Origin of the sequence: Methyloceanibacter sp. (assembly GCF_051306395.1) — a bacterium.
Classification (GTDB): Bacteria; Pseudomonadota; Alphaproteobacteria; order Rhizobiales; family Methyloligellaceae; genus Methyloceanibacter.
Map to the genome: position 1 here is coordinate 1 of NZ_JBPPND010000226.1, position 25,824 is coordinate 25,824.

21 protein-coding genes are annotated in these 25,824 nt (G+C 64.4%); 16 read left to right on the forward strand and 5 right to left on the reverse strand.

What is annotated here, in order from left to right; all coding sequences use genetic code 11:
* The 9 genes from ACSLE4_RS11715 to ACSLE4_RS11755 all read left to right on the forward strand — a co-directional run.
* Positions 1-583: nickel/cobalt transporter (locus tag ACSLE4_RS11715; protein WP_435904625.1), on the forward strand; the 583-nt coding region annotated here is incomplete at its 5' end.
* A gap of 79 nt (positions 584-662) precedes the next feature.
* Positions 663-1,226, forward strand: coding sequence for a type 1 glutamine amidotransferase domain-containing protein (locus ACSLE4_RS11720; protein ID WP_435904626.1), 564 nt, complete (start codon positions 663-665; stop codon positions 1,224-1,226).
* Positions 1,227-1,454: 228 nt separating this feature from the next.
* Positions 1,455-2,117 (forward strand): peroxiredoxin, encoded by a 663-nt coding sequence (locus tag ACSLE4_RS11725; RefSeq protein WP_435904627.1) that lies wholly within the window; start codon positions 1,455-1,457, stop codon positions 2,115-2,117.
* Positions 2,118-2,306: 189 nt separating this feature from the next.
* The gene (locus tag ACSLE4_RS11730; protein ID WP_435904628.1) at positions 2,307-2,483 is read left to right on the forward strand and encodes a hypothetical protein; all 177 of its coding nucleotides are present in this window, start codon (positions 2,307-2,309) and stop codon (positions 2,481-2,483) included.
* A gap of 57 nt (positions 2,484-2,540) precedes the next feature.
* A complete protein-coding gene (locus tag ACSLE4_RS11735; protein ID WP_435904629.1) occupies positions 2,541-2,966 on the forward strand; it encodes an NUDIX domain-containing protein in 426 nt (141 codons plus the stop codon).
* A gap of 89 nt (positions 2,967-3,055) precedes the next feature.
* Complete coding sequence (gene hemH, locus ACSLE4_RS11740) at positions 3,056-4,111, forward strand: ferrochelatase (RefSeq protein WP_435904630.1); 1,056 nt, start codon at positions 3,056-3,058, stop codon at positions 4,109-4,111.
* Positions 4,112-4,127: 16 nt separating this feature from the next.
* Entirely contained in the window at positions 4,128-4,565 is a 438-nt protein-coding gene (locus ACSLE4_RS11745; protein WP_435904631.1) for a hypothetical protein, read from the forward strand.
* Between the two features lie 128 nt (positions 4,566-4,693).
* Positions 4,694-5,671, forward strand: coding sequence for an SPFH domain-containing protein (locus ACSLE4_RS11750; RefSeq protein ID WP_435904632.1), 978 nt, complete (start codon positions 4,694-4,696; stop codon positions 5,669-5,671).
* Positions 5,672-5,683: 12 nt separating this feature from the next.
* Complete coding sequence (locus tag ACSLE4_RS11755) at positions 5,684-6,133, forward strand: NfeD family protein (protein ID WP_435904633.1); 450 nt, start codon at positions 5,684-5,686, stop codon at positions 6,131-6,133.
* Positions 6,134-6,506: 373 nt separating this feature from the next.
* Here the strand turns inward: ACSLE4_RS11755 and glpD are convergent, their stop codons facing one another.
* Positions 6,507-8,012: a glycerol-3-phosphate dehydrogenase gene (gene glpD / locus ACSLE4_RS11760; protein ID WP_435904634.1), complete on the reverse strand. Its 1,506-nt coding sequence runs from the start codon at positions 8,010-8,012 to the stop codon at positions 6,507-6,509.
* Between the two features lie 163 nt (positions 8,013-8,175).
* On the opposite strand from glpD, the gene ACSLE4_RS11765 reads away from it, so the two are divergent.
* Positions 8,176-9,804, forward strand: coding sequence for a radical SAM protein (locus tag ACSLE4_RS11765; protein WP_435904635.1), 1,629 nt, complete (start codon positions 8,176-8,178; stop codon positions 9,802-9,804).
* Here ACSLE4_RS11765 and ACSLE4_RS11770 read toward each other — a convergent pair.
* A complete protein-coding gene (locus ACSLE4_RS11770; RefSeq protein ID WP_435904636.1) occupies positions 9,801-10,808 on the reverse strand; it encodes a KpsF/GutQ family sugar-phosphate isomerase in 1,008 nt (335 codons plus the stop codon). The genes ACSLE4_RS11765 and ACSLE4_RS11770 overlap by 4 nt on opposite strands.
* 206 nt (positions 10,809-11,014) lie before the next feature.
* Between ACSLE4_RS11770 and ACSLE4_RS11775 the strand changes: the two genes are divergently transcribed.
* Positions 11,015-12,607, forward strand: coding sequence for an outer membrane beta-barrel protein (locus ACSLE4_RS11775; RefSeq protein ID WP_435904637.1), 1,593 nt, complete (start codon positions 11,015-11,017; stop codon positions 12,605-12,607).
* 15 nt (positions 12,608-12,622) lie between these two features.
* On the opposite strand, the gene galU is transcribed toward ACSLE4_RS11775, so the two are convergent.
* The gene (gene galU / locus ACSLE4_RS11780; protein WP_435904638.1) at positions 12,623-13,495 is read right to left on the reverse strand and encodes a UTP--glucose-1-phosphate uridylyltransferase GalU; all 873 of its coding nucleotides are present in this window, start codon (positions 13,493-13,495) and stop codon (positions 12,623-12,625) included.
* A 118-nt stretch (positions 13,496-13,613) separates the two neighbouring features.
* On the opposite strand from galU, the gene galE reads away from it, so the two are divergent.
* The 4 genes from galE (at position 13,614) to ACSLE4_RS11800 (ending at position 18,724) form a co-directional block, all read left to right on the forward strand.
* A complete protein-coding gene (gene galE / locus ACSLE4_RS11785; protein WP_435904639.1) occupies positions 13,614-14,606 on the forward strand; it encodes a UDP-glucose 4-epimerase GalE in 993 nt (330 codons plus the stop codon).
* Between the two features lie 70 nt (positions 14,607-14,676).
* The gene (locus ACSLE4_RS11790; RefSeq protein ID WP_435904640.1) at positions 14,677-15,978 is read left to right on the forward strand and encodes a lytic murein transglycosylase; all 1,302 of its coding nucleotides are present in this window, start codon (positions 14,677-14,679) and stop codon (positions 15,976-15,978) included.
* Positions 15,979-16,039: 61 nt separating this feature from the next.
* On the forward strand, positions 16,040-17,452 hold the full coding sequence (locus ACSLE4_RS11795) for a lytic murein transglycosylase (RefSeq protein ID WP_435904641.1): 1,413 nt from the start codon (positions 16,040-16,042) through the stop codon (positions 17,450-17,452).
* A gap of 15 nt (positions 17,453-17,467) precedes the next feature.
* Positions 17,468-18,724: an SGNH/GDSL hydrolase family protein gene (locus tag ACSLE4_RS11800; protein WP_435904642.1), complete on the forward strand. Its 1,257-nt coding sequence runs from the start codon at positions 17,468-17,470 to the stop codon at positions 18,722-18,724.
* Between the two features lie 15 nt (positions 18,725-18,739).
* Here the strand turns inward: ACSLE4_RS11800 and ACSLE4_RS11805 are convergent, their stop codons facing one another.
* Together ACSLE4_RS11805 and gltB are read right to left on the reverse strand one after the other, a co-directional pair.
* Positions 18,740-20,155 carry a glutamate synthase subunit beta gene (locus tag ACSLE4_RS11805; protein WP_435904643.1) on the reverse strand — a complete coding sequence of 472 codons (1,416 nt, stop codon included), beginning with the start codon at positions 20,153-20,155 and terminating at the stop codon, positions 18,740-18,742.
* Between the two features lie 146 nt (positions 20,156-20,301).
* The gene (gltB, locus tag ACSLE4_RS11810; RefSeq protein WP_435904644.1) at positions 20,302-25,011 is read right to left on the reverse strand and encodes a glutamate synthase large subunit; all 4,710 of its coding nucleotides are present in this window, start codon (positions 25,009-25,011) and stop codon (positions 20,302-20,304) included.
* 444 nt (positions 25,012-25,455) lie between these two features.
* Between gltB and ACSLE4_RS11815 the strand changes: the two genes are divergently transcribed.
* The gene (locus ACSLE4_RS11815) at positions 25,456-25,761 is read left to right on the forward strand and encodes a BufA1 family periplasmic bufferin-type metallophore (protein WP_435904645.1); all 306 of its coding nucleotides are present in this window, start codon (positions 25,456-25,458) and stop codon (positions 25,759-25,761) included.
* Positions 25,762-25,824: the final 63 nt, after the last annotated feature.

The window sequence follows — 25,824 nt, forward strand, 5'->3', positions numbered from 1 at the left end:
CAACGCCACGGGCTTCCAAGTGAACGCCTGGGTCAAGCAGCTCGAGACGGTCAGCTATGGCCTGGTCTTTCTCGTCGGCTTCTATCTCTTGGTCACCGTGCTCATTCGTCTTTGGCGGCGCCGCCAATCGCGCGAGGACGCCGCGCACGATCACGCCCACCACCACCACGACAACCACGATCATGGCCACGACCATGAGAATTGCGAAGCCTGCGGCCACATCGTCGATGCGCGCGACATCGCAGGTCCATTGTCATGGCGGAAGATTCTGGCCGTGGTGGTTTCGGTCGGGATCAGACCCTGCTCCGGCGCCGTGCTGGTGCTGATCTTCGCGCTGACGCAGGGCCTGTTCTGGGCAGGGGTCGCCGCGACCTTCGCCATGGCCTTCGGCACGGCCATCACGGTGGCGGTGCTCGCAACACTAGCGCTGGGCTCGCGCGAAGTGGCGTTGCGGCTCGGCGGCGGCAACACGCGCTGGGTGGATGCGGTCTGGACCATTTCCGCGATCGGCGGCGCGCTGCTCGTGATGATGCTCGGGCTCTTGATGTTCGCCGCCTCGCTCGGGCCAGCGCGTCCTTTCTAAGTTCCCGATTTTGCCTGCGAAACCATTGCAGGGGTTGGCGCGTTTTACTGCAAGCCCTCAACCCAAGCAAGGAGTTCCCATGGCTGATATCAGCGACAAGAGGATCATGATTCTGGCCGCCAACGGTTTCGAGCAATCGGAGCTGATGGTGCCCAAGCAGAAGATCGAAGAGGCTGGCGCGAAAGTGGACATCGTGTCCCTCAAGGTCGGCGAGATCCGCGGCTGGAAGGACGGCGATTGGGGCGACAAGATCGACGTCGACCGCACCATCGATGCTGTCACCGTTGACGAATATGATGCGCTGGTCATTCCGGGCGGACAAATGAACCCCGATTTCCTGCGCGCCGACGAGGACGCCGTGGCGTTCGTGCGCGAGTTCTTCGAGAGTAAGAAACCGCTCGCGGCAATTTGTCATGCGCCGTGGGTGCTGGTGGAGGCGGGCATCGCCAAGGGCCGGACGATGACGTCCTACAACTCCATGGCGACCGACGTGAAGAACGCCGGGGCCAAGTGGGTCGACAAGGAAGTCGTGGTCGACGAGGGCCTCATCACCAGCCGCAACCCGAACGATCTCGATGCCTTTTGCGCCAAGATCATCGAGGAGGTGCAGGAAGGCCGCCACGAGGACCGCAAGGTCGCCTGACGGAAGCCCGACCAGAGCCTAACCAATAATGAGGGCTGGAGCCGCCGCTCCGGCCTTCATTGCATGAGGCTGGGGCGTGCTTGAATGGACGGGCGGGGGAAAGACCGTTGCCGGCAAGCAGGCGCAGACGAGAATGGTATTTCTTTTTGTCGCAGCACAATTGCAGTTTGGGAGTAAGACATCCTACATCTGAGGCTGGCCGCACCGCCCAATTGTCAGGAGGATGTCATGACGCTCCAACTCGGCGATACCGCCCCGGACTTCGAGGCCGAGACCACCGAAGGCCCCATTCGGTTTCATGAGTGGCTTGGCGATTCCTGGGGCGTGCTGTTCTCGCACCCCAAGGATTTCACGCCGGTCTGCACGACCGAGCTCGGCTACATGGCCCGGATCAAGCCCGAGTTCGACAAGCGTGGCGTCAAGATCATCGGCCTCAGCGTCGATCCGGTGGATCATCACTCCCGCTGGGCGGAGGACATTGCCGAGACGCAAGGCACCGCGCCCAACTTCCCGATGATCGGCGACCCGGATCTCAAGATCGCCAAGGCTTACGGCATGCTGCCGGCGAGCTTGTCCGGTACTTCGGATGGCCGCACGCCGGCCGACAACCAGACGGTGCGGAATGTCTTCGTCGTCGGTCCCGACAAGAAGATCAAGCTGATCCTGGTCTATCCCATGACCACCGGCCGCAATTTCGACGAGGTGCTCCGGGTGATCGACTCCCTCCAGCTCACGGCGAAGCATCGTGTCGCGACGCCCGCCAACTGGAAGAGCGGCGAGGATGTGATCATCGGGGGCTCCGTGTCCGACGAGGAGGCCAAGACGATCTATCCCGACGGTTGGAAATCACCGCGCCCCTATATCCGGATCGTGCCACAGCCCAAAGGCTAGGACCGCTTTGGGCTCAGAGTTGAGCTTAACTCGTTGCGGCAGATGGCAGAGGATAATGGATGATTTGGATTGGATGCGCTTGCTGGCTTCATGCTAAAAGCGTGATGCAGTGCGTAGCCGGTTCGTAGCCAATTAGCGGAACGCTGTGCCGGTGCCTTCGGGGCTGGCCCAGAACACCGGGCGAAATAGATGTCCAAATCCGAGACCCCATCTTCCGGAGGTGGGGAAGATCCGCGCGAGTGCGCAAAGCAGATCGCCGATCAGGTCGCGCCTCTCATGAAGGTGGCGCGGTCCAAGCGCTTCGACTTTCTCGCCTATCTGCTGGCCATGGCCCTTCGGGAAGCCAGGCGGCTTTCGGGCGGGTAGCCGCCGGGCCGCGGCGCGGCCAGACCTGCTAATATGCCTCCATGCTAAGATAGTACTATGGGACTGCCCGCCACGCCCGCGCTCACCGTCGATTGCGTGATCTACGATCCGCAAGGTCGGGTGCTGCTCATCCGCCGCAAGAACCAACCCTTCAAGGGGGCCTATGCGTTGCCCGGCGGGTTCGTGGATATCGGCGAGACGGTCGAGGCCGGCTGCCGCCGCGAAGTGCGCGAAGAGACGGGCCTGGACGTGGGCGATCTTCGGCTCGTGGGTGTCTACTCGGACCCCTCCCGCGATCCCCGCGGACATACGGCGAGCGCGGCTTTCCTCGCGCTGCTGCCGGAGGTCAAGACTCCGACCGCCGGCGACGACGCGGCCGCCGCGGAATGGGTCGACGATTGGCGCGAGACGCCGCTTGCCTTCGATCACGCCCAGATTCTCGAACAGGCCGAGAAATTGCGCGGGGCCTTGGGTGAAGGCTAGGCGCACCGGGCCCGATATCTTATCTAGGGGCCAAGTGCCGGTAGGGGCCCAAGAGCCTCTAGGGGTCCGAGAGCCGTAAGGAACGCCGGATGAACGAGAGCCCGCGAGGGGACGTCCTCGCCAAAACCGGAGACGAGACGACTGGAGACGCGCCTTACGGGAAGATCGGCGTGCTCCTGGTCAATCTCGGCACGCCGGACGACACTGACTATTGGTCGATGCGGCGTTATCTCAAGGAGTTTCTTTCCGACCGGCGGGTGATCGAGATCAATCCCGTGCTGTGGTGGCCCATTCTGAACGGGATCGTGCTCACCACGCGCCCGTCCAAGAGCGGCGAAGCGTATCGCTCGATCTGGAACGAAGAACTCGACGAGTCTCCCTTGCGCACCCTCACGCGGGCGCAAAGCGAGAAGGTCGCCGACAAGCTCGGGCATCGCGATGACATCATCGTCGATTGGGCCATGCGCTACGGCACGCCGACCATCGCCTCGCGGATCGATGCGCTGACCAAGCGCGGCTGCAACCGCCTTCTCGTGTTTCCGCTCTATCCGCAATACGCCGCCGCGACCACGGCCACCGTCAACGACACGGTGTTCGACAAGCTCAAGACGATGCGCGTGCAGCCGGCGCTGCGGACCGTGCCGCCTTATCCAAAAGATCCCGTCTACATTCAGGCGCTTGCGGATTCGATCACGGCGCATCTGGCCGATCTCGACTTCGAGCCGGAGGTGATCGTCGCCTCGTATCATGGGCTGCCGAAGGCCTACATAGACAAGGGCGACCCCTATCAATGTCAGTGCATGGATACGAGCGACGCGCTGCGCGAAGCGCTCGGTCCGCTCGGCGATAAGCTAAAAACCACGTTCCAGTCCCGCTTCGGCCGCGCCGAATGGCTGCAGCCTTATACGGACAAGACGATGGAGGCGCTGGCGCGTGACGGGGTGAAGCGCATTGCCATTCTCACGCCAGGGTTCGTCGCCGATTGCGTGGAGACGCTGGAAGAGATCGCGGGCGAGGCATGCGAGATCTTTCTCGAGCATGGCGGCGAGCAGTTCAGCTTCATCCCATGCCTCAACGACAGCGACGGCGGCATCCGCGTGTTGGTTCATCTTATCGAGCAAGAGCTCAAGGGTTGGGCCGACTAGAGCGACGCGAGGGGGCATGTTACGACGTACGATATCCGCGATCAGCCTCGCCATCGCTTTGCTTGCGGGCGCGCCTGCGATCGCGGCCGACGAGCTAACCGCCTATGTGGACGTCGCCTGGGCGCCCGGCGACGGCAAGCAGGCGCTGGAGCGCGCGATTTCGAACCGGCTGCTCGACATGGGCTTTACCGTGACGGGGACGCCCAAGGTCAACGCTTACGAGATCCAGGGCGTGGCCAGGCTCTTCCCGGCGGAGCGGGGCAAGGAAACGATCCGCATCGATTGGACGATCTTCGGCCCGGAGGGCACGCGGCTCGGCAACGTGACCCAGACCAAGGTCATCCGCAAAGGCTCGCTCGACCGGCATTGGGGCGCGGCGGCCGAAGCGGCGGCGTCGGCGGCGGTTGAGGACATGATGCAGTACCTGCCCCGGCAGGGAGACGGGGGGTCATAAACGGCGCCCGGCCTTCGCAAGCCTCTTAAAACCGCGATAAGACTCCCCCATGTATTAATCGCCGCTATTGGCGCGCGCGAACACTCCACCGCTCGGCAGCGCCGCCGGACACCTCGGGAGGGTGCCTCATGCTCGGCTTCGATATCTTCGTTCTCGCTCTGCTCGTTCTGTTCGTCGTGCTCGTCATCGCGGCGGTCAAGATCGTGCCGCAAGGCTATAACTACACGGTCGAACGCTTCGGCCGCTATACGCGCACGCTCCATTCCGGTCTCACCCTGATCATCCCGTTCATCGACCGCATCGGGCGCAAGCTCAATGTAATGGAGCAGGTGATCGAGGTGCCGAGCCAGGAGGTCATCACCAAGGATAACGCCATGGTTCGGGTCGACGGCGTTGCCTTCTTCCAAGTGCTCGATGCGGCACAAGCCAGCTACGAGGTGACCAATCTCGAAGTCGCCATCCTCAACCTCACCATGACCAATATCCGCACGGTGATGGGATCCATGGATTTGGACAAACTCCTGTCCGAGCGCGATGAGATCAATCACCGGCTGCTCAAAGTGGTCGACGACGCCACACATAATTGGGGCGTCAAGGTCACCCGTATCGAGATCAAGGATATCGAGCCGCCGCGCGACCTGGTCGACTCCATGGCGCGGCAGATGAAGGCCGAGCGCGACAAGCGCGCCGCGATCCTCGTGGCGGAGGGCGAACGCCAGGCGGCGATCCTTTCTGCCGAAGGCGAGAAACAGGCACAGATTTTGGCGGCGGAGGGCCGGCGCGAGGCGGCCTATCGCGACGCGGAGGCCCGGGAGCGCGAGGCGGAAGCCGAGGCCAAGGCCACGGCCATGGTCAGCGAGGCGATCAACAAAGGCAGCGTGCAGGCGATCAATTATTTCGTGGCCAACAACTATGTCGGCGCGCTGAAGGCGCTGGCCGAGTCGAAGAACCAGAAAGTGCTGATCCTGCCGCTGGAATCCTCCTCGGTGATCGGCGCCATTGCCGGCATTGGCGAGATCGCGCGGGAGGCGTTCGGCGGCGCGGCGCAGGAGACGCCCCAAGGCGCTAAACGCGAGCGCGGCGGCGGCTCGGTGCCGAGCGTCTAGCGGGCGAAGACCATGATAGAAGCGATCCTCGCGCTCGGTGCCTGGAACTGGATGATCCTCGCGGCGGTCTTGCTCGTGCTGGAGATGATCGCCCCCGGCATCTTCCTCATGTGGTTCGGCTTCGCCGCGGCGGCCACCGGACTCATCGTGTTCCGCTACGACATCGTCTGGCAGTGGCAGCTCATCTGGTTCTGCGGCCTGTCGCTCGCCGCAGTGCTGCTCGCCAACCGGTATCTGCGCCAGCATCCTTTGGAATCAGACCAGCCGCTGCTCAACAATCGGGCGGCGCAGCTCATCGGCCAGTCCTTTGACCTCGCCGAGCCTATCGAGAACGGGCGCGGCAGCATCCGCGTGGGCGATACGATCTGGCGGGTGGAAGGGCCGGAGCTGCCCAAAGGCGCGCGCATCAAGATCGTCGGCACCGACGGCAGTGTGCTGAAAGTCGAGCCCGCCGGCGCTTAGATATGCGATCAGGCTGATATCAAAGACCTCGTCGGGGATATCTGCTGCGGCGCTGTCGCGCGGCCACACGCCCTCGGCGGTGCGCGCGCTCCCCGAGCCGGTGACCACGACGTCGGTGAAGCCGGCCTCGCGAAACTTCTCGGCGACCATGTCGTTGGAGGCGATGCTTTGCAGCAGGCCGAGATTGATCCTGGCCCGGTAGCGCTTGCCTTTCTCGACGGTGAAGCGCGGCATCTTGATCTTTCTATGTGTGTCATGCCCGCTGAGGCGGGCATCCAGTAACGATCGTTCTTCGTTGCCTCTGGCTGTAGGGGTTACTGGATCGCCCGGTCAAGCCGGGCGATGACGAGGGGAACTACGGAGCACTCTTGAACTACGGAGCACTCTTGGCGAACCATTCCGCGATCGCCTCGCGGCCTCTCTCGTCGAGCAGCAGGTGCAGCTTGGTGCGGCGGAGCAGAAAATCCTCGGCCGTCAGCGCATCTTCGACCTCGGCCGCGTATGCGAGTTCGGCGCGCGGCACGCCCGGCGCGATCTCCTCGGCTGATGCCGCGTCGGCAGCGAGCCGGCCAAACAGATCATCGATCTTGTCGCCATAGGTGAGCGCCCACCGTTGGCGGGTCTCGAGCGGGACGGCTTCGGGACCGGAGTCCGCGCGGGCGAGCAGCGCCGGCCGGTCCAGGCTCCCGCCGTAAAGGGGTACGTCCTTGGTCCAAGCACCGCTCGTCTCCAAGCCGAACTGGCCGAGCATCAGGAGCACATCTTCGGCGAGCGCCCGGTGGGTGGTGAGCTTGCCGCCATAGATCGTCAGGAAGCCGCCGGTGCCTTGGGCGCAGGCTGCAAACGAAGGGCTGCGGCTGATGCGGCTCGGCTTCGTTTCCGAGCCGCCATGAAGCGCGCGCACGCCGGACCAGGTGAAGACGATGTCTCTTTCGGTGACCGTGCTGCCGGGGTTGGTGAAATAGCGGTTATAGGCATGGACCAGATAGGACTTCTCCTCGGACGAGCAGTGCGCCGTGCCGGGATCGCCCTCATGGGGCACGTCGGTGGTGCCGACGACCAGGAAGCGCCCATCCAGCCAAGGCATGACGAAGACGATGCGCTCACCCTCGTCTTGCAGCGTGTAAGCGTCGAGCGCCGGCGGGTCCGGCATGGGCAAGACGATGTGGCTACCGCGCACGAGCTCTAGATGCTGGGGCTCGGGCGCGGCGTCCGTCAGGGCATCGACCTGCGAAACGAAGGGGCCGGCGGCGTTGATGATAAAGCGCGCCTCGACGCGGCTCTTCTGACCGCGCTCGTCGAGATCGACGGCGTAGCCGTTCTCCATTGGCGTGATCGCGGTGACGCCGCGGCGGTTGAGAATGTCGGCGCCGCGGCCGCGAGCATCGAGGGCCACGCTCAAGGTGAGCCGCGCATCGTCGGCCCGGCAGTCGTAATAATGCAGCACCGCGCTCAAATTCTCCTGGCGGAGCCGAGGAAGGCAGGCCGCTTCGGTACGGGGGAGCCGGCCGCTCGCGGGCAGGCCGTCGCCGCGTGAGAACAGGTCGTAGAGGCCAAGCCCGGCGCGCAGCGACCACGGGCTCCGGGTTTGCCAGCGATAGACCGGCAGGAGGAATCTGAGCGGGGTGACGAGATGGGGCGCCGTCTTCAGAAGTTCGGCGCGCTCGGCCAGGGACTCGCGGACGAGCCCCAGCGCGCCTTGCTCCAAATAGCGCAGGCCGCCGTGGATGAGCTTGGAGGAGGCGGAGGAGGTGGCGCAGGCATAGTCGCCTTTCTCGGCAAGCAGCACCTTCAGCCCGCGTCCGGCGGCATCGCGGGCGACGGCCGCGCCATGAATGCCGCCGCCAACGACGAAAATATCGAACGTTTTCGCAGTCACCCGCGTTATTGCCCCGTGGTCGGCGCTGCCTCGCAGCGAAGAGGGTTAAGTACGGCGCAAGCCTTTTAAATGGCAAGGCCACTAAAAGGTCATGGCGTGTTGTCGCCACGTTTCAATACTCTAATATCATCCCCACGGACAGACGCTCACCCCGGAAGGACCCATGGCCGATATCGTCATTATCAATCCGCGCTTCGACATCTCTTTTTGGGGTTTGGAGCATTGCATGCCGCTGTTCGGCAAGCGGGCCAATTTGCCGGTGTCCTGCCTTGCGCTGCTCGCGGCGCTGGTGCCCGATCATCACGATGTGACGCTGGTCGATGAGAATGTCGAGGATATCGACTTCGACCGTCTCGGCCGCGCCGATCTGGTCTGCCTGACGGGCATGAGCATCCAGGGGCGGCGCCTCATGGAAATCCTCGACGAGGTCAAGGCGCGCGGCGTGCCGGTGGTCGTCGGCGGGCCGATGGCGACGGTCGAGCCGGAAAGTCTGGAAGGAGCCGCCGACGTCATTTTTGTCGGCGAAGCAGACGAGACCTGGCCGCAATTCCTGGCGGAATGGGAGCAGGGCACGCACAAGACCCGCTATGCGCAGAAAGACAAGAGCGACATGGCGACGTTGCCCCTGCCGCGCGTCGATCTGCTCAAGGCCGATCGCTACATGTTCGGCAGTCTGCAGATATCCCGCGGCTGCCCGTTCACTTGCGAGTTTTGCGACATCATCGTCACGTTCGGGCGGCGCCCGCGTCTCAAGACGAGCGAGATGGTTATCGCCGAGCTCGAGGCGTTCGAGCGTGCCGGGCTGAAGATCATCTTCGTCGTGGACGACAATCTGATCGGCAACAAGAAGGCCATCAAAGAAGTTCTGCGCGACATCATCGCCTGGCAGCAGGAACGCGCCTATCCGCTGACGCTGTTCACCGAGGCCTCGCTCGATCTGGCCGAGGATGATGAGCTGATGGAGCTGATGGGGCTCGCCAACTTCCAGAGCGTGTTTATCGGCATCGAGACGCCGAACGAGGATTCCCTGAAAGAGACCAAGAAGCTCCAGAACGTGCGGCCGAACGCCGGCACGCTGCTGGAGCGGGTGCATCGGATCCAGGATCACGGTCTCGACGTATGGTGCGGGATGATCGTCGGCTTCGACCATGACGATCCTTCGATCTTCGACGTCATGCCGAAATTCCTGGTGGACGCGCGAATATCGGCGGCGCTGATCGGCCTGCTGCACGCAATCCCGACCACCCCGCTTTACGACCGGCTCAAGGAGGCGGGGCGCCTGAACGATCCTGACGCGGCCGACCTTTATGGCACCAATGTCGTGCCTCTCGGCATGTCGAGCGAGGCGCTGCGCGACGGCTTCATCCAGGTGATGCAGGACTGCTATGCGGCGGACGCCTATTTCGAGCGCCTCGACAGGCAGTTCTTCGACAACAATTTCAAGTTCGTCATGCACCAGCTTCCTTATTGGAAAGGCCAGCGCCTAGCCTGGATGAAGCGCTGCGTGTTGAACTATGTGCGGTTCGGCGCGGTCGCGTCGCGGCTGCTATCCGTGGTCAAGGACGAGGGGTTGCGCTCGCGCTACAAGCAGCAGCTGACGCGCCTGGTGCGCCGGCGCTGGCGGGAGCCGCATATCCTGTTCGTCTACACGATCAAGGTGGCGATGCATTATCACTACTCGGCGCTTGCCCATGCACTCGCCCAGGTGGACGAGAAGACCGGCGCCATGCCCGACGCAGGCCGATCGTTCTCCCGGGTGAAGCGTCCGGCGGAGACCGCAGTCGCCGCTTAAGCGACGCCGGCGCGCAGCAAATCGTGAATGTGGATGATGCCCACGGGCCGTCCGTTCTCGACCACGAACAGCGCGGTGATAGCGGACGCGTTGATGATCTCGAGCGCAGCACTCGCCATCAGATCGGGCGTCACCGTCTTCGGGCCCGGCGTCATGATCTCGCCGGCGCGCCGGTCGAGCAGTCCGTTGCCCATATGACGTCGCAAGTCGCCGTCCGTGATGATGCCTTGCAGGGCTCCGTTACCGTCGACCACGCCAAGACAGCCGAGCGCCTTCTCGGTCATGACCACGATCGCCTCCGACATGACCGTATCGGCCGGCGTCAGCGGCAGGTTTTCGCCGCCATGCATGAGATCGCCGACGAATTTCAGCTTCGCGCCAAGCTGGCCGCCCGGATGCAGCACGCCGAAGTCGAGGGCGGTGAAGCCCTTGCTCTCCAAAAGCGCGATGGCGATGCAATCGCCGAGCGCCAATTGCATGACGGTGGAAGTGGTCGGCGCGAGCCCGTGGGGGCAGGCCTCCTTGGCGTGGGGCAGCGTCAGCACGACTTCCGCAGCCTGCGCCAGGGTGGAGTCCCGGTTCGAGGTCACGGCGATCAGCGGCACGGCGAAGCGGCGCGAGTAGGACAGGATATTGCCGAGCTCCACGGTCTCGCCGGACCAGGAGAAGGCGAGGATCGCGTCGTCCTGGGTGATCATGCCGAGGTCGCCGTGGCTCGCCTCGCTCGGATGCACGAAATAGGCGGGCGTGCCGGTGGAGGACAAGGTGGCGGCCACCTTCAAGCCCACATGGCCGCTCTTGCCCATGCCGGTGACGATGACGCGGCCGCGGCGGCCGCTCAGAATATCGAGGGCCGCGGCGAAACTCCCGGCGAGATGAGCGGCGAGCGCCGCTTGCAGCGCGCTCAAGCCCTCCGCTTCGAGTTGCAAGGTCCTGGTGGCCGAGGCCACCGCCTCGCTATGGTCTTCCAGTTCCGAAAGATCGCGCTTTAAGCCGGCCGGCATATGGTTGGTGGCTCCCCCTGTGGCAGACCTGCAAGTCTAGCACGGATTACGGCAGCTATACGTCAAGATGGGGCCATTTCGGGACGCCGCTAAACGCCTCGTTAACCCTATTCCTCCTAGGCTCGGAGCCTCAACGGGCCTTGGGTCCGGACCCCGAATTTTTCCGGGTTTCCGGGCCGTTGCCCAGAGTCCATCGAGGTGCGTCCTTGCCGCGTCGCCATACGTCCAGCGCAGCGGGCGTGCTCGCTGCCACCCTGCTTGCCGCAATGCTCGCGCCGGCCGCCGCTCAGGATGCGCCCGCCTTGCGCGGCAGCATCGGCGTGCAAGACGCCGATGACGTGCCTCCCGCGCTTGAATCCCTGCAACGGCGCCGCCAGCCCGACGGGCCCGGGACCGGGGAAGCGGGCGCCGGCAGCGACAATGCCTTTCCGAACGACCTTGCTAGAGACCCCTCCCTGTTGCCGACCGCGCCGGAGCCGCCGCCCCCACTCGGCGGCATCGGGGATGAGTCGGCCGCGCCCATCGCTCGGGTTCCTGGCCCCGGGATCACGGACGCCTTCGGCGAGCCCTTGGAGGGGCCGCCGAGCGTGGACGACGACGATCTCGAGAATGTACCGCTGCCGCCAAAAGGGCACGAGCTCGATCCTTACGTGCCGATCGGCACGCGGATCGGCAGCTTCATTCTGTTCACCGAGGCGGAGATCGGCACCATTCTTACCGACAACGTGCTCGGTACGCGCCTCGATCCGCAATCGGATGTCGCCTTCGAGTTCGCACCGAACGTTCGCCTGGAGTCGAACTGGGCGCGGCACTTCTTCAGCGCGGAATTCGACGCGGACCGGAGCTGGTACAAGAACTTCCCCGTCGAGGACGACAAGACCTATCTGGCGCTGCTCAAGGGGCGGCTCGACGTGACGCGGCGCACGCACCTCGAACTCGAACTCGGCAAGTCGCAGACGCAGGAGGGGCGCAACTCCATCAGCCTCACCGACATCGCCGGCGTGCAGACCAACGTGCAAGAGGAGCACATCACGGCGGGCGCCGATCATACCTTCAACCGGCTGACGCTCGAGGTGGAAGGCGAGGTTGCCCGGTACGACTACTCGGACGTTGGCGCGCTCGGGGTGCTCGACCCGACCATAAACCGGATCATCCCCCAGCAGGACATCCGGGACTACCGCGAGGACGAGCTGTCGCTGCGCGGCACCTACGAGCTTCAGCCCGACCTCGCGGTCTTCGTCGACGGCGAGATCAGCCAGGAAGTCTACGAGCAGCCGATCAGCATCGATGGTATCACGCGCGATTCGAAGGGCTTCGCTGTTCTGTCGGGCATGACGTTCGCGTTCAGCGATGCCCTATTCGGCGAAATGAGCCTGGGCTGGGGCGAGCAGACGTCGATCGACGAGAGCCTCGCGCCCATCGAGGGCGTGCTGTTGAACGCCGATATCATCTGGCGGCCGACACCGATGACCATGGTCGAGTTTCTGGCGCGCTCGCAAGTCAGCACCTCGACCCTGGTGGACTCGCTAGGCGCCATCGACCGCTTCTACGAGCTTTCCATCCAGCACGCCTTCTGGCGCTTTCTCGTCGTGGGCGGCTATGTCTCCTACGAGATCGCCGATTACGCCGCCAGCACGCTGGTCGACGAGCGGGTGAAGGAAGGCGTCACGGCCGAGTATTTCTTCAATCCGAATTTCTCGATCTACGCCCGCTACGAGCACACCGATTTCTTTTCCACGAACGAAGCGAGCGACTTCAACGATAACGAGGTCCGGATCGGCATGCGCATCCGGAAATAGGACGGCGCGCGGTCCTCAGACCAGATCCTTGATCTCGGCGATGACGGCGTCGCGCAACTCGGGCCGCGCCAGGGCATAGGCGACGTTGGCGGCGAGGAAGCCCGCCTTGGAACCGCAATCGAAGGCGCGGCCTTCGTACTCCACCGCGTAGAACGGCTCCGTCTTCAGGAGCGTCAGCATGGAGTCGGTGAGCTGGATTTCGCCGCCCGCACCTTTTTCTTGCGAGGAGAGGAGGCCGAAGATCTCCGGCTGGAGCACGTAGCGGCCGAGAATGGTGAGGTTCGACGGCGCGGTGCCGGGCGCGGGCTTCTCCACCATGCCCGTCACGGGAAAGACATTCCCGTCCGCCGCGCCGGTGGCGACCACGCCGTAATTCTTAGTCTGATCGTCGGGCACCGGCTCGACGGCGAGGATGTTGCCGCCGCGCTTGTCGTAGACGTCGAGCATCTGGGCGAGACAGCCCTTGCCGGGGGTCTGCACCAGAACGTCGGGCAGGACCACGGCGAAGGGTTCGTCGCCGACGATGTCCCGGGCGCACCACACCGCATGCCCGAGCCCAAGCGGTGCCTGCTGGCGGACGAAGCTCGCCTGTCCCGCCTCGGGGAGGCCCGCGGTGAGCATCTCCAGCTCCGCTGTCTTGCCGCGCGCGGCCAGTGTTTCCTCGAGCTCCGGCTGCTTGTCGAAATGGTCCTCGATGACGCCTTTGCCCCGTCCGGTGACGAAGATGAAATGCTCGATGCCGGCTTCGCGCGCCTCGTCGACCACGTGCTGAATCAGCGGCCGGTCGACGACCGTCAGCATTTCTTTGGGCATGGCCTTGGTGGCAGGAAGAAAGCGGGTGCCGAGCCCGGCGACGGGAAACACGGCTTTACGGACGCGAGCAGGCATCAAGTCTCCTTCGGGCTAAAAACGGCTAGAATTCCGGCCTCAGATACTTAGAAGTCCTTCAACCTCTTTGCGATAACACGCAAGGAATTGCAATTGGGGCTTTTGCGGAGCCGCGCGAATGAGTGTCCTTGTCACCGGTGGGGCGGGCTATATCGGCAGCCATATGGCGCTCGAACTTGTCGACGCCGGCGAAGATGTCGTGGTGCTCGACAATCTGTCCACCGGTTATCGCCGGTCGGTTCCGGCGGGCGCCACCTTCGTCGAAGGCAATGTGGGCGATCCCGAACTCGTCAGCCGGTTGCTGCGCGATTATGAGATCGACGCCATCCTCCATTTCGCGGGCTCCATTGTCGTGCCGGATTCGGTGACCGATCCGCTGGGCTACTATCTCAACAACACCTGCAACTCGCGCACGCTGCTCGCCTGCGCGGTCGCCGCCAAGATTCCGAATTTCATCTTCTCGTCCACGGCCGCCGTCTACGGCATCCCGGAGATCAATCCCGTCACCGAGACGGCAGTTCTTCAACCGATCTCGCCCTACGGCAGTTCCAAGCTGATGACCGAGACCATGCTGCGCGACACGGCCGAGGCGCATCCGTTGCGCTTCGTGGCGCTCCGTTATTTTAATGTCGCCGGCGCCGATCCGAAGGGGCGCAGCGGCCAGTCCACCCCGCGGGCGACCCATCTCATCAAAGTGGCGTCGGAGACCGCCCTCGGCATGCGGCCGTCTCTGGACGTTTATGGCACGGACTACGAGACGCCGGACGGCACCTGCATTCGCGACTACATCCATGTCACCGATCTGGTGCGGGCGCATCTGGATGCGCTGCGTTACTTGCGGGCCGGCGGCGAGAGCATCGTGCTCAATTGCGGCTATGGCAAAGGCTTTTCGGTGCTCGATGTGGTGGAGGCGGTGAAGCGGGCCGCACGGAGCGACTTCCCGGTGCGCATGGCCGAGCGCCGGGCCGGCGATCCGCCCGCGCTAGTGGCGGGTGCCGACCGCATCCACGAGGTGCTGGGCTGGGAGCCTCAGCTCAACGACCTCGACACCATCGTCGAACACGCGCTTGCCTGGGAAAAGCACCTCAAGGACGACCGCACGGCCTCGTAAGGGGCGTTTCGCCTTTTCAGCGACAAAACCGCCCGCCACAATACGGGACATGACGATACGGGGCTTGGGGATGGACCGGTTCTTGCGGCTTGGTTTTGCTTGTGCTCTGGGGCTCGCCGCTCTGCTGGGTGAGCCCCTAGAGGCGCGCGCCGCCGATTCGGTGACCGCCTATAAGAAGGCGGTCGAGGCGCGCTTCGCCCAATGGCTTCAGGACCTTTGGCCCGAGGCGGAAGCGGCCGGCATCTCGCGCAAGACCTTCGACCGGCAGCTGAAAGGCTTGCAACTCGACTGGTCGCTGCCGCAGCTCGAGCCGCCGGATCCGGCGTATCCTGAGGGTCCGGCCATGCCTGCGGCCATGAAGCCAAAGCCGCAACCGCAAGCGGAGTTCGGCGTGCCGCAGAACTACTTCAATGCGCGCAGCCTGAACGCGCTCGCCGCCGATGGCCGCGCCAAATTTAAGCAACTCGCGCCGACGCTGACGGCGATCCAAAAGCAGTATGGCGTGCCGGCCAGCATCGTCATTGCGATCTGGGGGCGCGAGACAGGCTTCGGGCGCGCGGCGCTGCCCTATGACGCGGTCACGGCCATCGCCACGCAAGCCTTCATGGGCCGGCGCGCGGAGGAATTCCGCCCGCAGCTCATCGGCGCGCTCAAGATCATCGAGCTGGGCCACTCGACCCGTGCGGAGATGAAGAGCTCCTGGGCCGGTGCGATGGGCCATCCACAGTTCCTCCCCGGCGACTTCGAGGACTACGCGGTCGATTTCGACGGCGATGGGGACCGCGATATCTGGAATTCCGTGCCGGATGCGTTGGCGTCGGTCGGCAATTCGCTGTCGAGCCAAGGCTGGGACGGCAAGCAGCCCTGGGCCTATGAGGTCGAACTGCCCAAGACCTTCGACTGCACGCGGCAAGGCCCCGACCAGGCGCTGCCCATCCGCGAGTGGATCGATCTCGGCGTCAAGCGGGTGCGCGGGCGCCCCTTTCCGGAGGAGCGGCTCGGCGATTGGACCTTCCTCGTGCTGCCTGCGGGCATGAAGGGGCCGGCCTTCCTGGCGACCACCAATTTCTCGGTGCTGAAGCTCTATAACAACTCCGATGTCTATGCGATCTTCGTGGGCCATGTGGCGGATATGATCGCCTACAACGCCCCGGTCGAGTTCGTCGGCGCATGGCAGCCGGTGGAGCGCTTCACCCGAGACCGCATGCTCCAGTTCCAAAAAGTGCTGGTGGCTCAAGGCCATGACGTCGGCAAGGTCGACGGGCTGGTCGGCTTCAAGACCCGCCAGACCATCGGCAAGGAGGAACAGAAGCGTGGCCTGCCGCTCACCTGCTATCCGAGCCATGCCCTGATCAACCAGGTGCTTAAATGAGCCGAATTGGCTTTGCGCGCTTTGCCTCGGTTTTGCCTGGCCAAGTTGCTAAATTCACCTCATGCGAATCACGATTTTTCCTAAAGCTCTGATCTTCGGCGCAATCCCGGCCTTTTTGCTGGCCGCGGGCACTTCCGGACCGGCCCAAGCGGACCGCTTCCAGACCTGTGTGAAAGGCTTCTGGCCGGCGGCAAAGAGCGCCGGCGTCAGCTGGGATACCTTCGAGAAGGCCACGGCGGGCATCACCCTCGACAAGGAGGTGATCGAGTCCGCGAATTATCAGCCGGAATACAAGAAGCCGGTTGGCGAATATGTCGACCGCGCCATCTCTCCGAAGCGGTTGGAGACGGGCAAGGTAAAGCTCGTCGAATACAAGCCGCTGCTCGATCAGATCGAAGCCAAGTACGGCGTCGACAAGCATATCGTCGTGGCCATCTGGGGCGTGGAGTCGAACTACGGCGACAACAAGGGTGACAAGGGCGTCATTCAATCCCTGATGACGCTCGCTTGCTCGGGCACGAAGGCCAGTTTCGCGCGTGGCCAGATCGTGTCGGCCCTCAAGATCCTGCAGCGCGGCGATACCAGCCATGACCGCATGAACGGCTCTTGGGCCGGCGCCATGGGCCACACCCAGTTCATCCCGACGACCTATACGGCCTATGCGGTCGACTATGACGGGGACGGGCGGCGCGATATCTGGGACACGATCCCCGATGCGCTCGGGTCCACGGCCGCCTACCTCAAGGTCTCCAAGTGGGTCCCGGGGCAGACCTGGGGGTACGAGGTCAAGCTGCCCAAGGGCTTCAATCCCAAGGGCGTCAGCGAGAGCACTTATAAGACCCTGGGGCAGTGGCAGAGCATGGGCATCACCCGCGTCAACGGCCAGCCCTTCCCGCGGGCGAGCGACAAGGCGCAGCTCTGGGCGCCGGAGGGGACCAACGGGCCGGCCTTCCTGACGCTCAACAATTTCCGCTCGCTGCTCCGCTACAACAACGCAAAATCCTACGCACTCGCCGTGGGGCATTTGGCGGACCGGCTCGCGGGCTACGGCCCCTTCGTGCAGCCCTGGCCGACCGGCGAGCGGCAGCTCTCCATGGAGCAGCGCATGGAGCTGCAAACGCTGTTGATTCAGCGGGGCCATCTGGAAGGCGAGGTCGACGGCATCATCGGCAGCGGTACGCTCGAAGGCGTGCGCTCCTATCAGCGGGCCAAGGGGCTCCCGGTCGACGGCTATCCCACGCTGACGATACTGAAGATGCTGCGCGCCGAGGCGCCGCCACCGCCACCGCCTGCAGCCCCGACACCGGCAGCCACGGCGCCACAACCGGCCCCGCAAGCCGTCCCGGCTCAGCAAGCCGTCCCGGCTCAGCAAGCCGTGCCCGCTCCCCAAGCCGCGCCCGCGCCCCAAGCCGCGCCGGCTCAGTCGTCGCAGCCGAAGAGCACCGCGGACGGTGCGGCACCGCCAGCGAATTGATGCTATAGGATGATCATGCCTCGTATCGCGTCCGTTCTCGACGTCTCGCAGCGCACCTGCCGCCTTGTCCGGGCCGTGGCCGTTGCCGCGATGGTGCCGGCGCTGATGCTTGCGCTGGCGCCCCAGCCCTCGGCAGCGCAGGACACGCCTGCGCACCGCAGCTACATCAACCCGTTCCCAAACGGCGATCGCTACCGCATCGTCGTGGTCGGCGACTCCATGGCCGAGGGGCTCTGGGAGGGGATGTTTCGCGCCTTCGAGGACGATCCGACCTTGGACTTCATTCAGCAGTCCAAGAAGTGGACCGGCTTCGTCAACATCGACAAATACGACTGGAACGCCGAGATCGGCCAAATCTTGAAGGACGGGGACTACCACATCGCCGTGGTCATGTTCGGCGTGGGTGAAGGCCAGCCCATCAGGAAAGACGGAAAGCTGCTGAAGGTCGGCACCGAGGAATGGCGCGAGGCCTATGGCGCGCGGGTGGAGACATTCATCAGGAAGCTGCGTGCAGCCAATCTTGCCACTTACTGGGTCGGCTTGCCGGTGATGCGGGCTCCCGGCCAGACCGCGGATGCGGAGAAGTTGAACGATGTGTTTCGTGAGAAGGCCTTCGTCAACGGCGCCAAATATATCGACACCTGGGAAGGCTTCGTCGACGACCAGGGCCGCTACAGCGCCTACGGCCCGGACATGACCGGCAACACGAAGCGCTTGCGCGCCGATGACGGCGTTCACTTCACCATGCGCGGTTCCCTGAAGCTTGCGCATTTCGTGGACAAGGAATTGCGCAAGGATTTGAACCAGGCCAAGGAAGAGCGGGATATCCCGCTTGCCGGCAACGAGGATGAGCAGGCCAAGGTGGCGAACCGGTTTGCGCCGCCTGCAAAGTCCGTGACCGAGCGTGCTGCGGAGCCCGAGCCTTCGGACGCGGCCGAAGAGGCCGGCGCGGAAGGCGAGGCGGACGCGCTCCAGCATAGCCAAGTGGGCGATGTCAGCGTAGTGCGGCCGATCCTTACCACTGTCTCGGCGGCGGACCTTGCCGCGGACGCCGCGAGCGTATCGGCCACGGAACCGGAAGTGATCACCGAGGAGCTTCCTGGCGGTTATACCGCCATGGCCACGATTTCGGCGATCACCGATCTGACGCTTGCGTCGTCGCGGCCGCAGTTGCCGCTGTCCCAACGGCCTTATTACCGGGTGCTTGTCAGGGGCGAGCAGCTCGAACCCAAGTCGGGCCGGGCAGACGATTTCGCCTGGCCGCCGAGCTAGGCAGACCAAAGCTCTCTAGCGGGGCAGGGTCGTCGTCCCCATCAGGAACTTGTCGATGGCGTGCGCGGCCTGACGGCCCTCGCGGATCGCCCAGACCACGAGCGACTGTCCGCGACGCATGTCGCCTGCGGCAAAGATCTTCGACCGCGAGGTCTGATAGTCGAGCTCGTTCGCCTTCACATTGCCGCGCCGGTCGAGATCGACCTTTAGATCCTCGATCATGCCGTCATGCACCGGGTGCAGAAAGCCCATCGCGAGAAACACGAGATCGGCGGGGATCGTGAACTCGCTGTCGGAAATCGGCTTCATCTGCTCATCGAGGCGCACGCATTCGAGCTGCTCGACCTTGCCGTCGCCGAGAAAGCGGTTGGTTGCCACGCTGAAGTCGCGCTCGGCGCCCTCGGCCTGGCTCGATGAGGTGCGCATCTTCAGCGGCCAATGCGGCCAAGTGAGCGACTTGTTCTCGTGCGCGGGCGGCTGGGGCATGATCTCGAGCTGCGTCACCGAAATCGCCCCCTGACGGAAGGCGGTGCCGATGCAGTCGGAGCCGGTGTCGCCGCCGCCGATCACGACCACGTGCTTCCCTTCGGCGAGGATCGGCTCGACGTCGCCCAGCGGCTCGCCGGAGACGCGGCGGTTCTGCTGGGGCAGATAGTTCATGGCGAAGTGAATGCCGGGAAGCTCGCGGCCCGGCACGTCGAGGTCGCGGGGCTTCTCGGAGCCGCCGGCCAATAGCACCGCGTCGTGGTCGCGCTCCAGCTTCCTGATGCCGACATCCTTGCCGACTTCCACGTTGCAGTGGAAGGTCACGCCCTCGGCCTCCATCTGCGCCGCGCGGCGCTCGATGATGTATTTTTCCATCTTGAAATCGGGGATGCCGTAGCGGAGCAGGCCGCCGGGCTCGGCATGCTTCTCGTAGACATGCACGTCGTGACCGGCGCGGGCGAGCTGCTGCGCGGCCGCAAGGCCCGCGGGGCCCGAGCCGATCACCGCGATACGCTTGCCGGACTTCTTTTCCGGCGGCTGCGGCTTGACCCACCCTTCCTCGAAGGCCCGGTCGGCGATGGCACATTCGATGGCTTTGATCGTAACTGGCTCGTCGATGATGTTGAGCGTGCAGGCGGCCTCGCACGGGGCCGGGCACACGCGTCCGGTCACCTCGGGAAAGTTGTTGGTCGAGTGCAGATTTTGCGCCGCTTCGTCCCAATCGGCCTGATAGACGAGGTCGTTCCAGTCCGGGATCTGGTTGTTCACCGGGCAGCCGGTATGGCAATAGGGAATGCCGCAATCCATGCAGCGGGCGGCCTGACGCGCGATCTCGGCGTCGCTCGGCGGGATCACGAACTCCTTGAAATGGCGCACGCGGTCGGCGGCCGGCTCGTAGCTCGGCTCCCGCCGCTCGATTTCCAAAAACCCCGTGATCTTGCCCATCAGAGTCACGATCTCCGCCCTAGCTCATCTCTATTATCGAGGGTCGCGCCAATCGCGCCCCTTTGAACCGTTCCAGCGTACCGCATCTTCGCGTGGCAGGGCCACAGCCTGGCGCTGAGCCAGGTCATGGCCGCTCTCCTGCCTGATTATTTGCCGTTGCCGCGCAGGCCGATTTCGATCTCGCCGAGCCCCGTCTTATCGGCGGCTTGCTGGCGCGCCATCTCCTCCAAGGCGCGGCGGTACTCGACCGGCATCACCTTGACGAATTTCGGGAGATAATCGCCCCAGTTGTCGAGGATGGCCTTAGCCCGCGTCGAAGCCGTGTAGTGCAAATGGTTCTCGATCAGTTGGTGCAGACGCTCCTCGTCGAAGCGCGTCATGTCGGTGAAGTCGACGAGACCGTGGCTCTCCAGATCGCCGCCTTGGTGGCGCCGCCGCTCCATGACGCGGTTCTCGCTCGGGATCGGCTCGAGATCCACCATGGCCATGTTGCAGCGCTGCTCGAAATCGCCGCTCTCGTCGAGCACGTAAGCGATGCCGCCGGACATGCCGGCCGCGAAATTGCGCCCCGTGGGGCCCATCACCACGACCACGCCGCCGGTCATGTATTCGCAGCCGTGATCGCCGGTGCCCTCGACCACGGCGATGGCGCCGGAGTTGCGCACGCCGAAGCGCTCGCCGCCGACGCCGCGGAAATAGCATTCGCCGGCGATGGCGCCATAGAGCACCGTGTTGCCGACAATGATCGACTTCTCCGGATTGATGCCGGACTCTTCCGGCGGCCTGACGATAATGCGGCCGCCAGACAAGCCCTTGCCGACATAGTCATTGCCTTCGCCGACGAGGTCGAGGGTCACGCCATGGGCGAGCCAGGCGCCGAAGCTCTGCCCGGCCGAGCCTTTGAAGCGGATCCAGATCGTGTCGTCGGGGAGGCCTGCGTGCCCGTAGCGCTTGGCAATCGCGCCGGACAGCATGGCGCCGGTGGACCGATCGACGTTCTTGATCGGCAGGTCGAGCTTGACCGGCTTCTTCTCCTCGATCGCGGCGCGGCAAAGCTCGATGAGCTTGTTGTCGAGCACCGTCTCGAGCCCGTGGTCCTGACGCTCGGTGTTGCTGACGGGCACACTGTCCGCCACCTCAGGCTTGTGGAACAGCTTGGTGAAGTCGAGACCTCGCGCCTTCCAATGGTCGATGGCTTTCTCCTTGTCGAGCACCTCGGTGCGGCCGATCATCTCGGCCATGGTGCGGAAGCCGAGCGCGGCCATGTACTCGCGCACCTCCTCGGCGACATAGAAAAAGTAGTTGATGACGTGCTCGGGCGTGCCGGTGAAGCGGGCGCGCAGAACCGGGTCTTGCGTGGCGACGCCGACCGGGCAGGTGTTCAAATGGCACTTGCGCATCATGATGCAGCCGGCGGCGATCAGGGGCGCGGTCGAGAAGCCGAACCCGTCGGCGCCGAGCAGCGCGCCCACGATCACATCGCGGCCCGTGCGCAAGCCGCCGTCCACCTGCACCTCGATGCGGCCGCGCAGGCGGTTCAGAACGAGCGTCTGCTGGGTCTCGGCGAGGCCGATCTCCCAGGGTGAGCCGGCATGCTTGATGGAGGTCAGGGGTGAGGCGCCCGTGCCGCCCTCGAACCCGGCAATGGTCACGTGATCGGCCATGGCCTTGGCCACGCCCGCGGCAACCGTGCCGACGCCGACCTCGGAAACGAGCTTCACCGAGACAGCGCCGGTCGGGTTGACGTTCTTCAGGTCGAAGATCAGCTGCTTCAGATCCTCGATCGAATAGATGTCGTGATGCGGTGGCGGCGAGATGAGACCGACGCCCGGCGTCGAGTGGCGCACCTTGGCGATGGTCGCGTCCACCTTGTGGCCTGGCAATTGGCCGCCTTCACCGGGCTTGGCGCCTTGGGCCATCTTGATCTGCATCATGTCGGAGTTGACGAGATACTCCGTCGTCACGCCGAAGCGGCCGGAGGCAACCTGCTTGATGGCCGAGCGCATGGAGTCGCCGTTCGGCATCGGCGTGAAGCGGTCGACCTCCTCGCCGCCTTCGCCCGTGTTCGACTTGCCGCCGATACGGTTCATGGCGATGGCGAGCGTGGTGTGCGCCTCGCGGCTGATGGAACCGAAGGACATGGCGCCCGTGGCGAAGCGCTTGACGATCTCCGTCGCCGGCTCGACCTCGTCTATGGGGATCGCCCGCTGCCCGATCTCGTCGGCGTTCTTGATGCGGAACATGCCGCGCAAGGTGAGGAGCTGCTTTGCCTGCTCGTTCACGGCTTGCGCGAAGGAACGATACTTCTCCGGCAGGTTGCCGCGCACCGCGTGCTGAAGATCGGCGACCACTTCCGGGCGCCAGGTATGGGCCTCGCCGCGAATGCGAAAGGCATACTCGCCGCCCACTTCGAGCGCGTTCTTGAGCACGGGCGCATCGCCAAAGGCAAGCTTGTGCCGCTCCACGGTCTCGCGCGCGATCTCCTCCAGCCCGACGCCTTCGACCTGCGTGTTGGTGCCGGTGAAATATTTGGCGATGAAGTCGGTCCTGAGCCCCACGGCGTCGAAGATCTGCGCGCCGCAATAGGACTGGTAGGTCGAGATGCCCATCTTGGACATCACCTTCAGGATGCCCTTGTCGGTCGCCTTCATGTAGCGCTTGATGGCCTCTTCGACGGTGGGCTCCTCGTCGAGTTCCGGCACGAGCGCCTCGATCGTCTCGAAGGCAAGATAAGGATTGATCGCCTCGGCGCCGTAGCCGGCGAGCGTGCAAAACTGGTTCACCTCGCAGGCCTCGCCGGTCTCGACTACGAGGCCGACCGAGGTCCGCAAGCCGTTGCGGATCAGGTGATGATGCACGGCGCTGGTAGCGAGCAGCGAAGGGATCGGAATGCGCTCCGGCCCCGTGGCGCGATCGGACAGGACGATGATGTTCTCGCCTTTGCGGACCGCGTCCTCCGCCTTGCGGCAGAGCTTCTCCAGCGCGCGCGCCATGCCGTCGGCGCCTTCCTCGGCCGGATAGGTGATGTCGAGGGTCACCGTGCGGAACTGGTTGTCGGCGACCTCGCCGATGGCGCGGATGCGCTCCAGGTTCTCATTAGTAAGAATGGGATGAGCCGCTTCGAGCCGCTTTTGCTTCGAGGTGCCTTCGAGGTCGAGCAGGTTCGGCCGCGGCCCGATGAAGGTCACGAGCGACATGACCAGCTCCTCGCGGATCGGATCGATCGGCGGGTTCGTCACTTGCGCGAAGTTCTGCTTGAAATAGGTGTGCAGCAGCTTCGGCCGGTCGGACAGCGCCGAGATCGGCGTGTCCGTGCCCATGGAGCCGATAGCCTCCTGGCCGGTCTGGGCCATGGGGATCATCAAGAATTTGAGGCTCTCTTGGGAGTAACCGAAGGCCTGCTGGCGATCGAGCAGGCTCACATTGGTGCGCGCGGGCGGCGCGGGGCTGCCGGGCAGCTCATGCACATGGATCTGCGTGCGGTCGAGCCATTGCTGGTAGGGATGCGCACCGGCAAGCTCCGCCTTGATCTCTTCGTCGGAGACGATGCAGCCCTTCTCCAAGTCGATGAGCAGCATCTTGCCGGGCTGAAGCCGCCACTTCTCGACGATCTTCTCTTCGGGGAAGGGCAGCACGCCGGTCTCCGAGGCCATGACCACGAGTCCGTCGTCGGTGACGACATAGCGCGCGGGCCTCAGGCCATTGCGGTCGAGCGTGGCGCCGATCTGCCGGCCGTCGGTGAAGGCCATGGCCGCCGGGCCGTCCCAAGGCTCCATGAGGCAGGCGTGATACTCGTAGAAGGCGCGGCGCTTGGCATCCATCAGCGGGTTGCCTGCCCAAGCTTCCGGGATCAGCATCATCGCCGCGTGCGCCAAGCTGTATCCGCCTTGCACCAGGAACTCGAGCGCGTTGTCGAAGCAGGCGGTGTCGGACTGGCCTTCATAAGAGATCGGCCACAGCTTCTCGATGTCCGGACCGAAGAGCGGCGAGGACACGCTCGCCTGGCGCGCGGCCATCCAGTTGACGTTGCCGCGCAGGGTGTTGATCTCGCCGTTATGGGCGACCATCCGATAGGGATGCGACAGCTTCCAGGACGGGAACGTATTGGTGGAGAACCGCTGATGCACGAGCGCCAGCGCCGAAGCGAATTTCGGATGGTGCAGATCCTGGTAGTAGGCGCCGAGCTGGTAGGCCAGGAACATGCCCTTGTAGACCAGCGTGCGGCAGGACAGCGACACGGTGTAGAAGCCGATGTCGCGGCCGCCGGTGTCGCCATTGATGGTGTTGGAGATGATCTTGCGCAGCAGATAGAGCCGGCGCTCGAACTCCGTCTCGTCCTCGACGCCGGGTCCGCGTCCGATGAAGACCTGCCGGTGGGACGGCTCGGTTTCGACGACTTCCGGCGACAGGCAGGCATTGTCGGTCGGCACGGTGCGCCAGCCGAGCAGCGTCAGCCCTTCCGCCTCCACCACGCGCTCCACCACGGACTCGCAATAGATGCGCTGGGCCCGATTGCCGGGCATGAAGATCTGGCCGACCGCGTAGTGACCGGGCTCGGGCAGCTTGATGTTCAGCTTTGGGCAGACCTCCTCGAAGAAGGCATGCGGGATTTGCAGCAGCATGCCCGCGCCGTCGCCGTCGCGCGGGTCGGCGCCCGCGGCGCCGCGATGGGTGAGGTTCTCCAGGATCTGGAGCCCGTACTCGATGATCTTGTGGCTCTTGCGTCCCTTCAGATCGGCGACGAAGCCGACGCCGCAGGAATCATGCTCGTTGGCCGGATCATAGAGTCCTTGCGCACGCGGCAAGCCCTTTGGGGCCACGTCGAAGAGTCCAGGAATGAGCGCACGCGGTGCCATCGTTTGCATGGAACCTCGGCCTCGCCCAAAGCCAAGGGCGGGCGTTTAGAGTTTGGCGAAAGGCCGTCCTCTTCACCAGCATGAACGTGTAAGCCTAAAGCGAAGATCCGGCCTTTAGGGGGCTCGCGCGCCCTTGCGCCAGCGAAAGCAGCATATGAGGCCCGTCATCCGCACCTCAGAGAGGCGCTCTTAAGCCCCGCGCCGCAGCCTCCAGAACAAAGGTCAGAAAGCCTGTCCTATTTGACCCCAAACTGACTGATTTCAAGGGGGGGCACAAGCGCGGATTCGGCACCTTTGGGCCCAAAGTTGCGCGCGCCCGACTTCACCAGGTCTGGCGGAGGCGTGATTTGACGTGAGCGCGCTCGCGCTGGCCTAATCGGGGACACGCAGGGCCGCCGGAATTCCTCAAATTACTGCCCTGCCGTTGACCCAAGAGGAGCTGACATGACCGATCAACCCACGAAAATTTCAGGCCTGGCCGTGGCTTCGGCCTTCGCCGCGGCGCTCGGGGTTGCCGCCTCGGGTGGCTACGCCGCCGCCGAGGACCAGGAGAAGTGCTTCGGCGTCGCCAAGGCGGGCGAGAACGACTGTGCCGCGGGCAAGGGCACGACCTGCGCTGGCACCTCCACGATCGACTATCAGGGCAATGCCTGGAAGCTCGTGCCGAAGGGCAGTTGCACGACCATGGAACTGCCAGACGGCCGCACCGGCAGCTTGGAGGCGCTGGATCGCGACCTCCCGCCTGCTTAGGCGATCATGGCGGCATCCGACCTGATCGGGATGAGCCCGATTCCGCCGCGTGCCGGAGTCGGG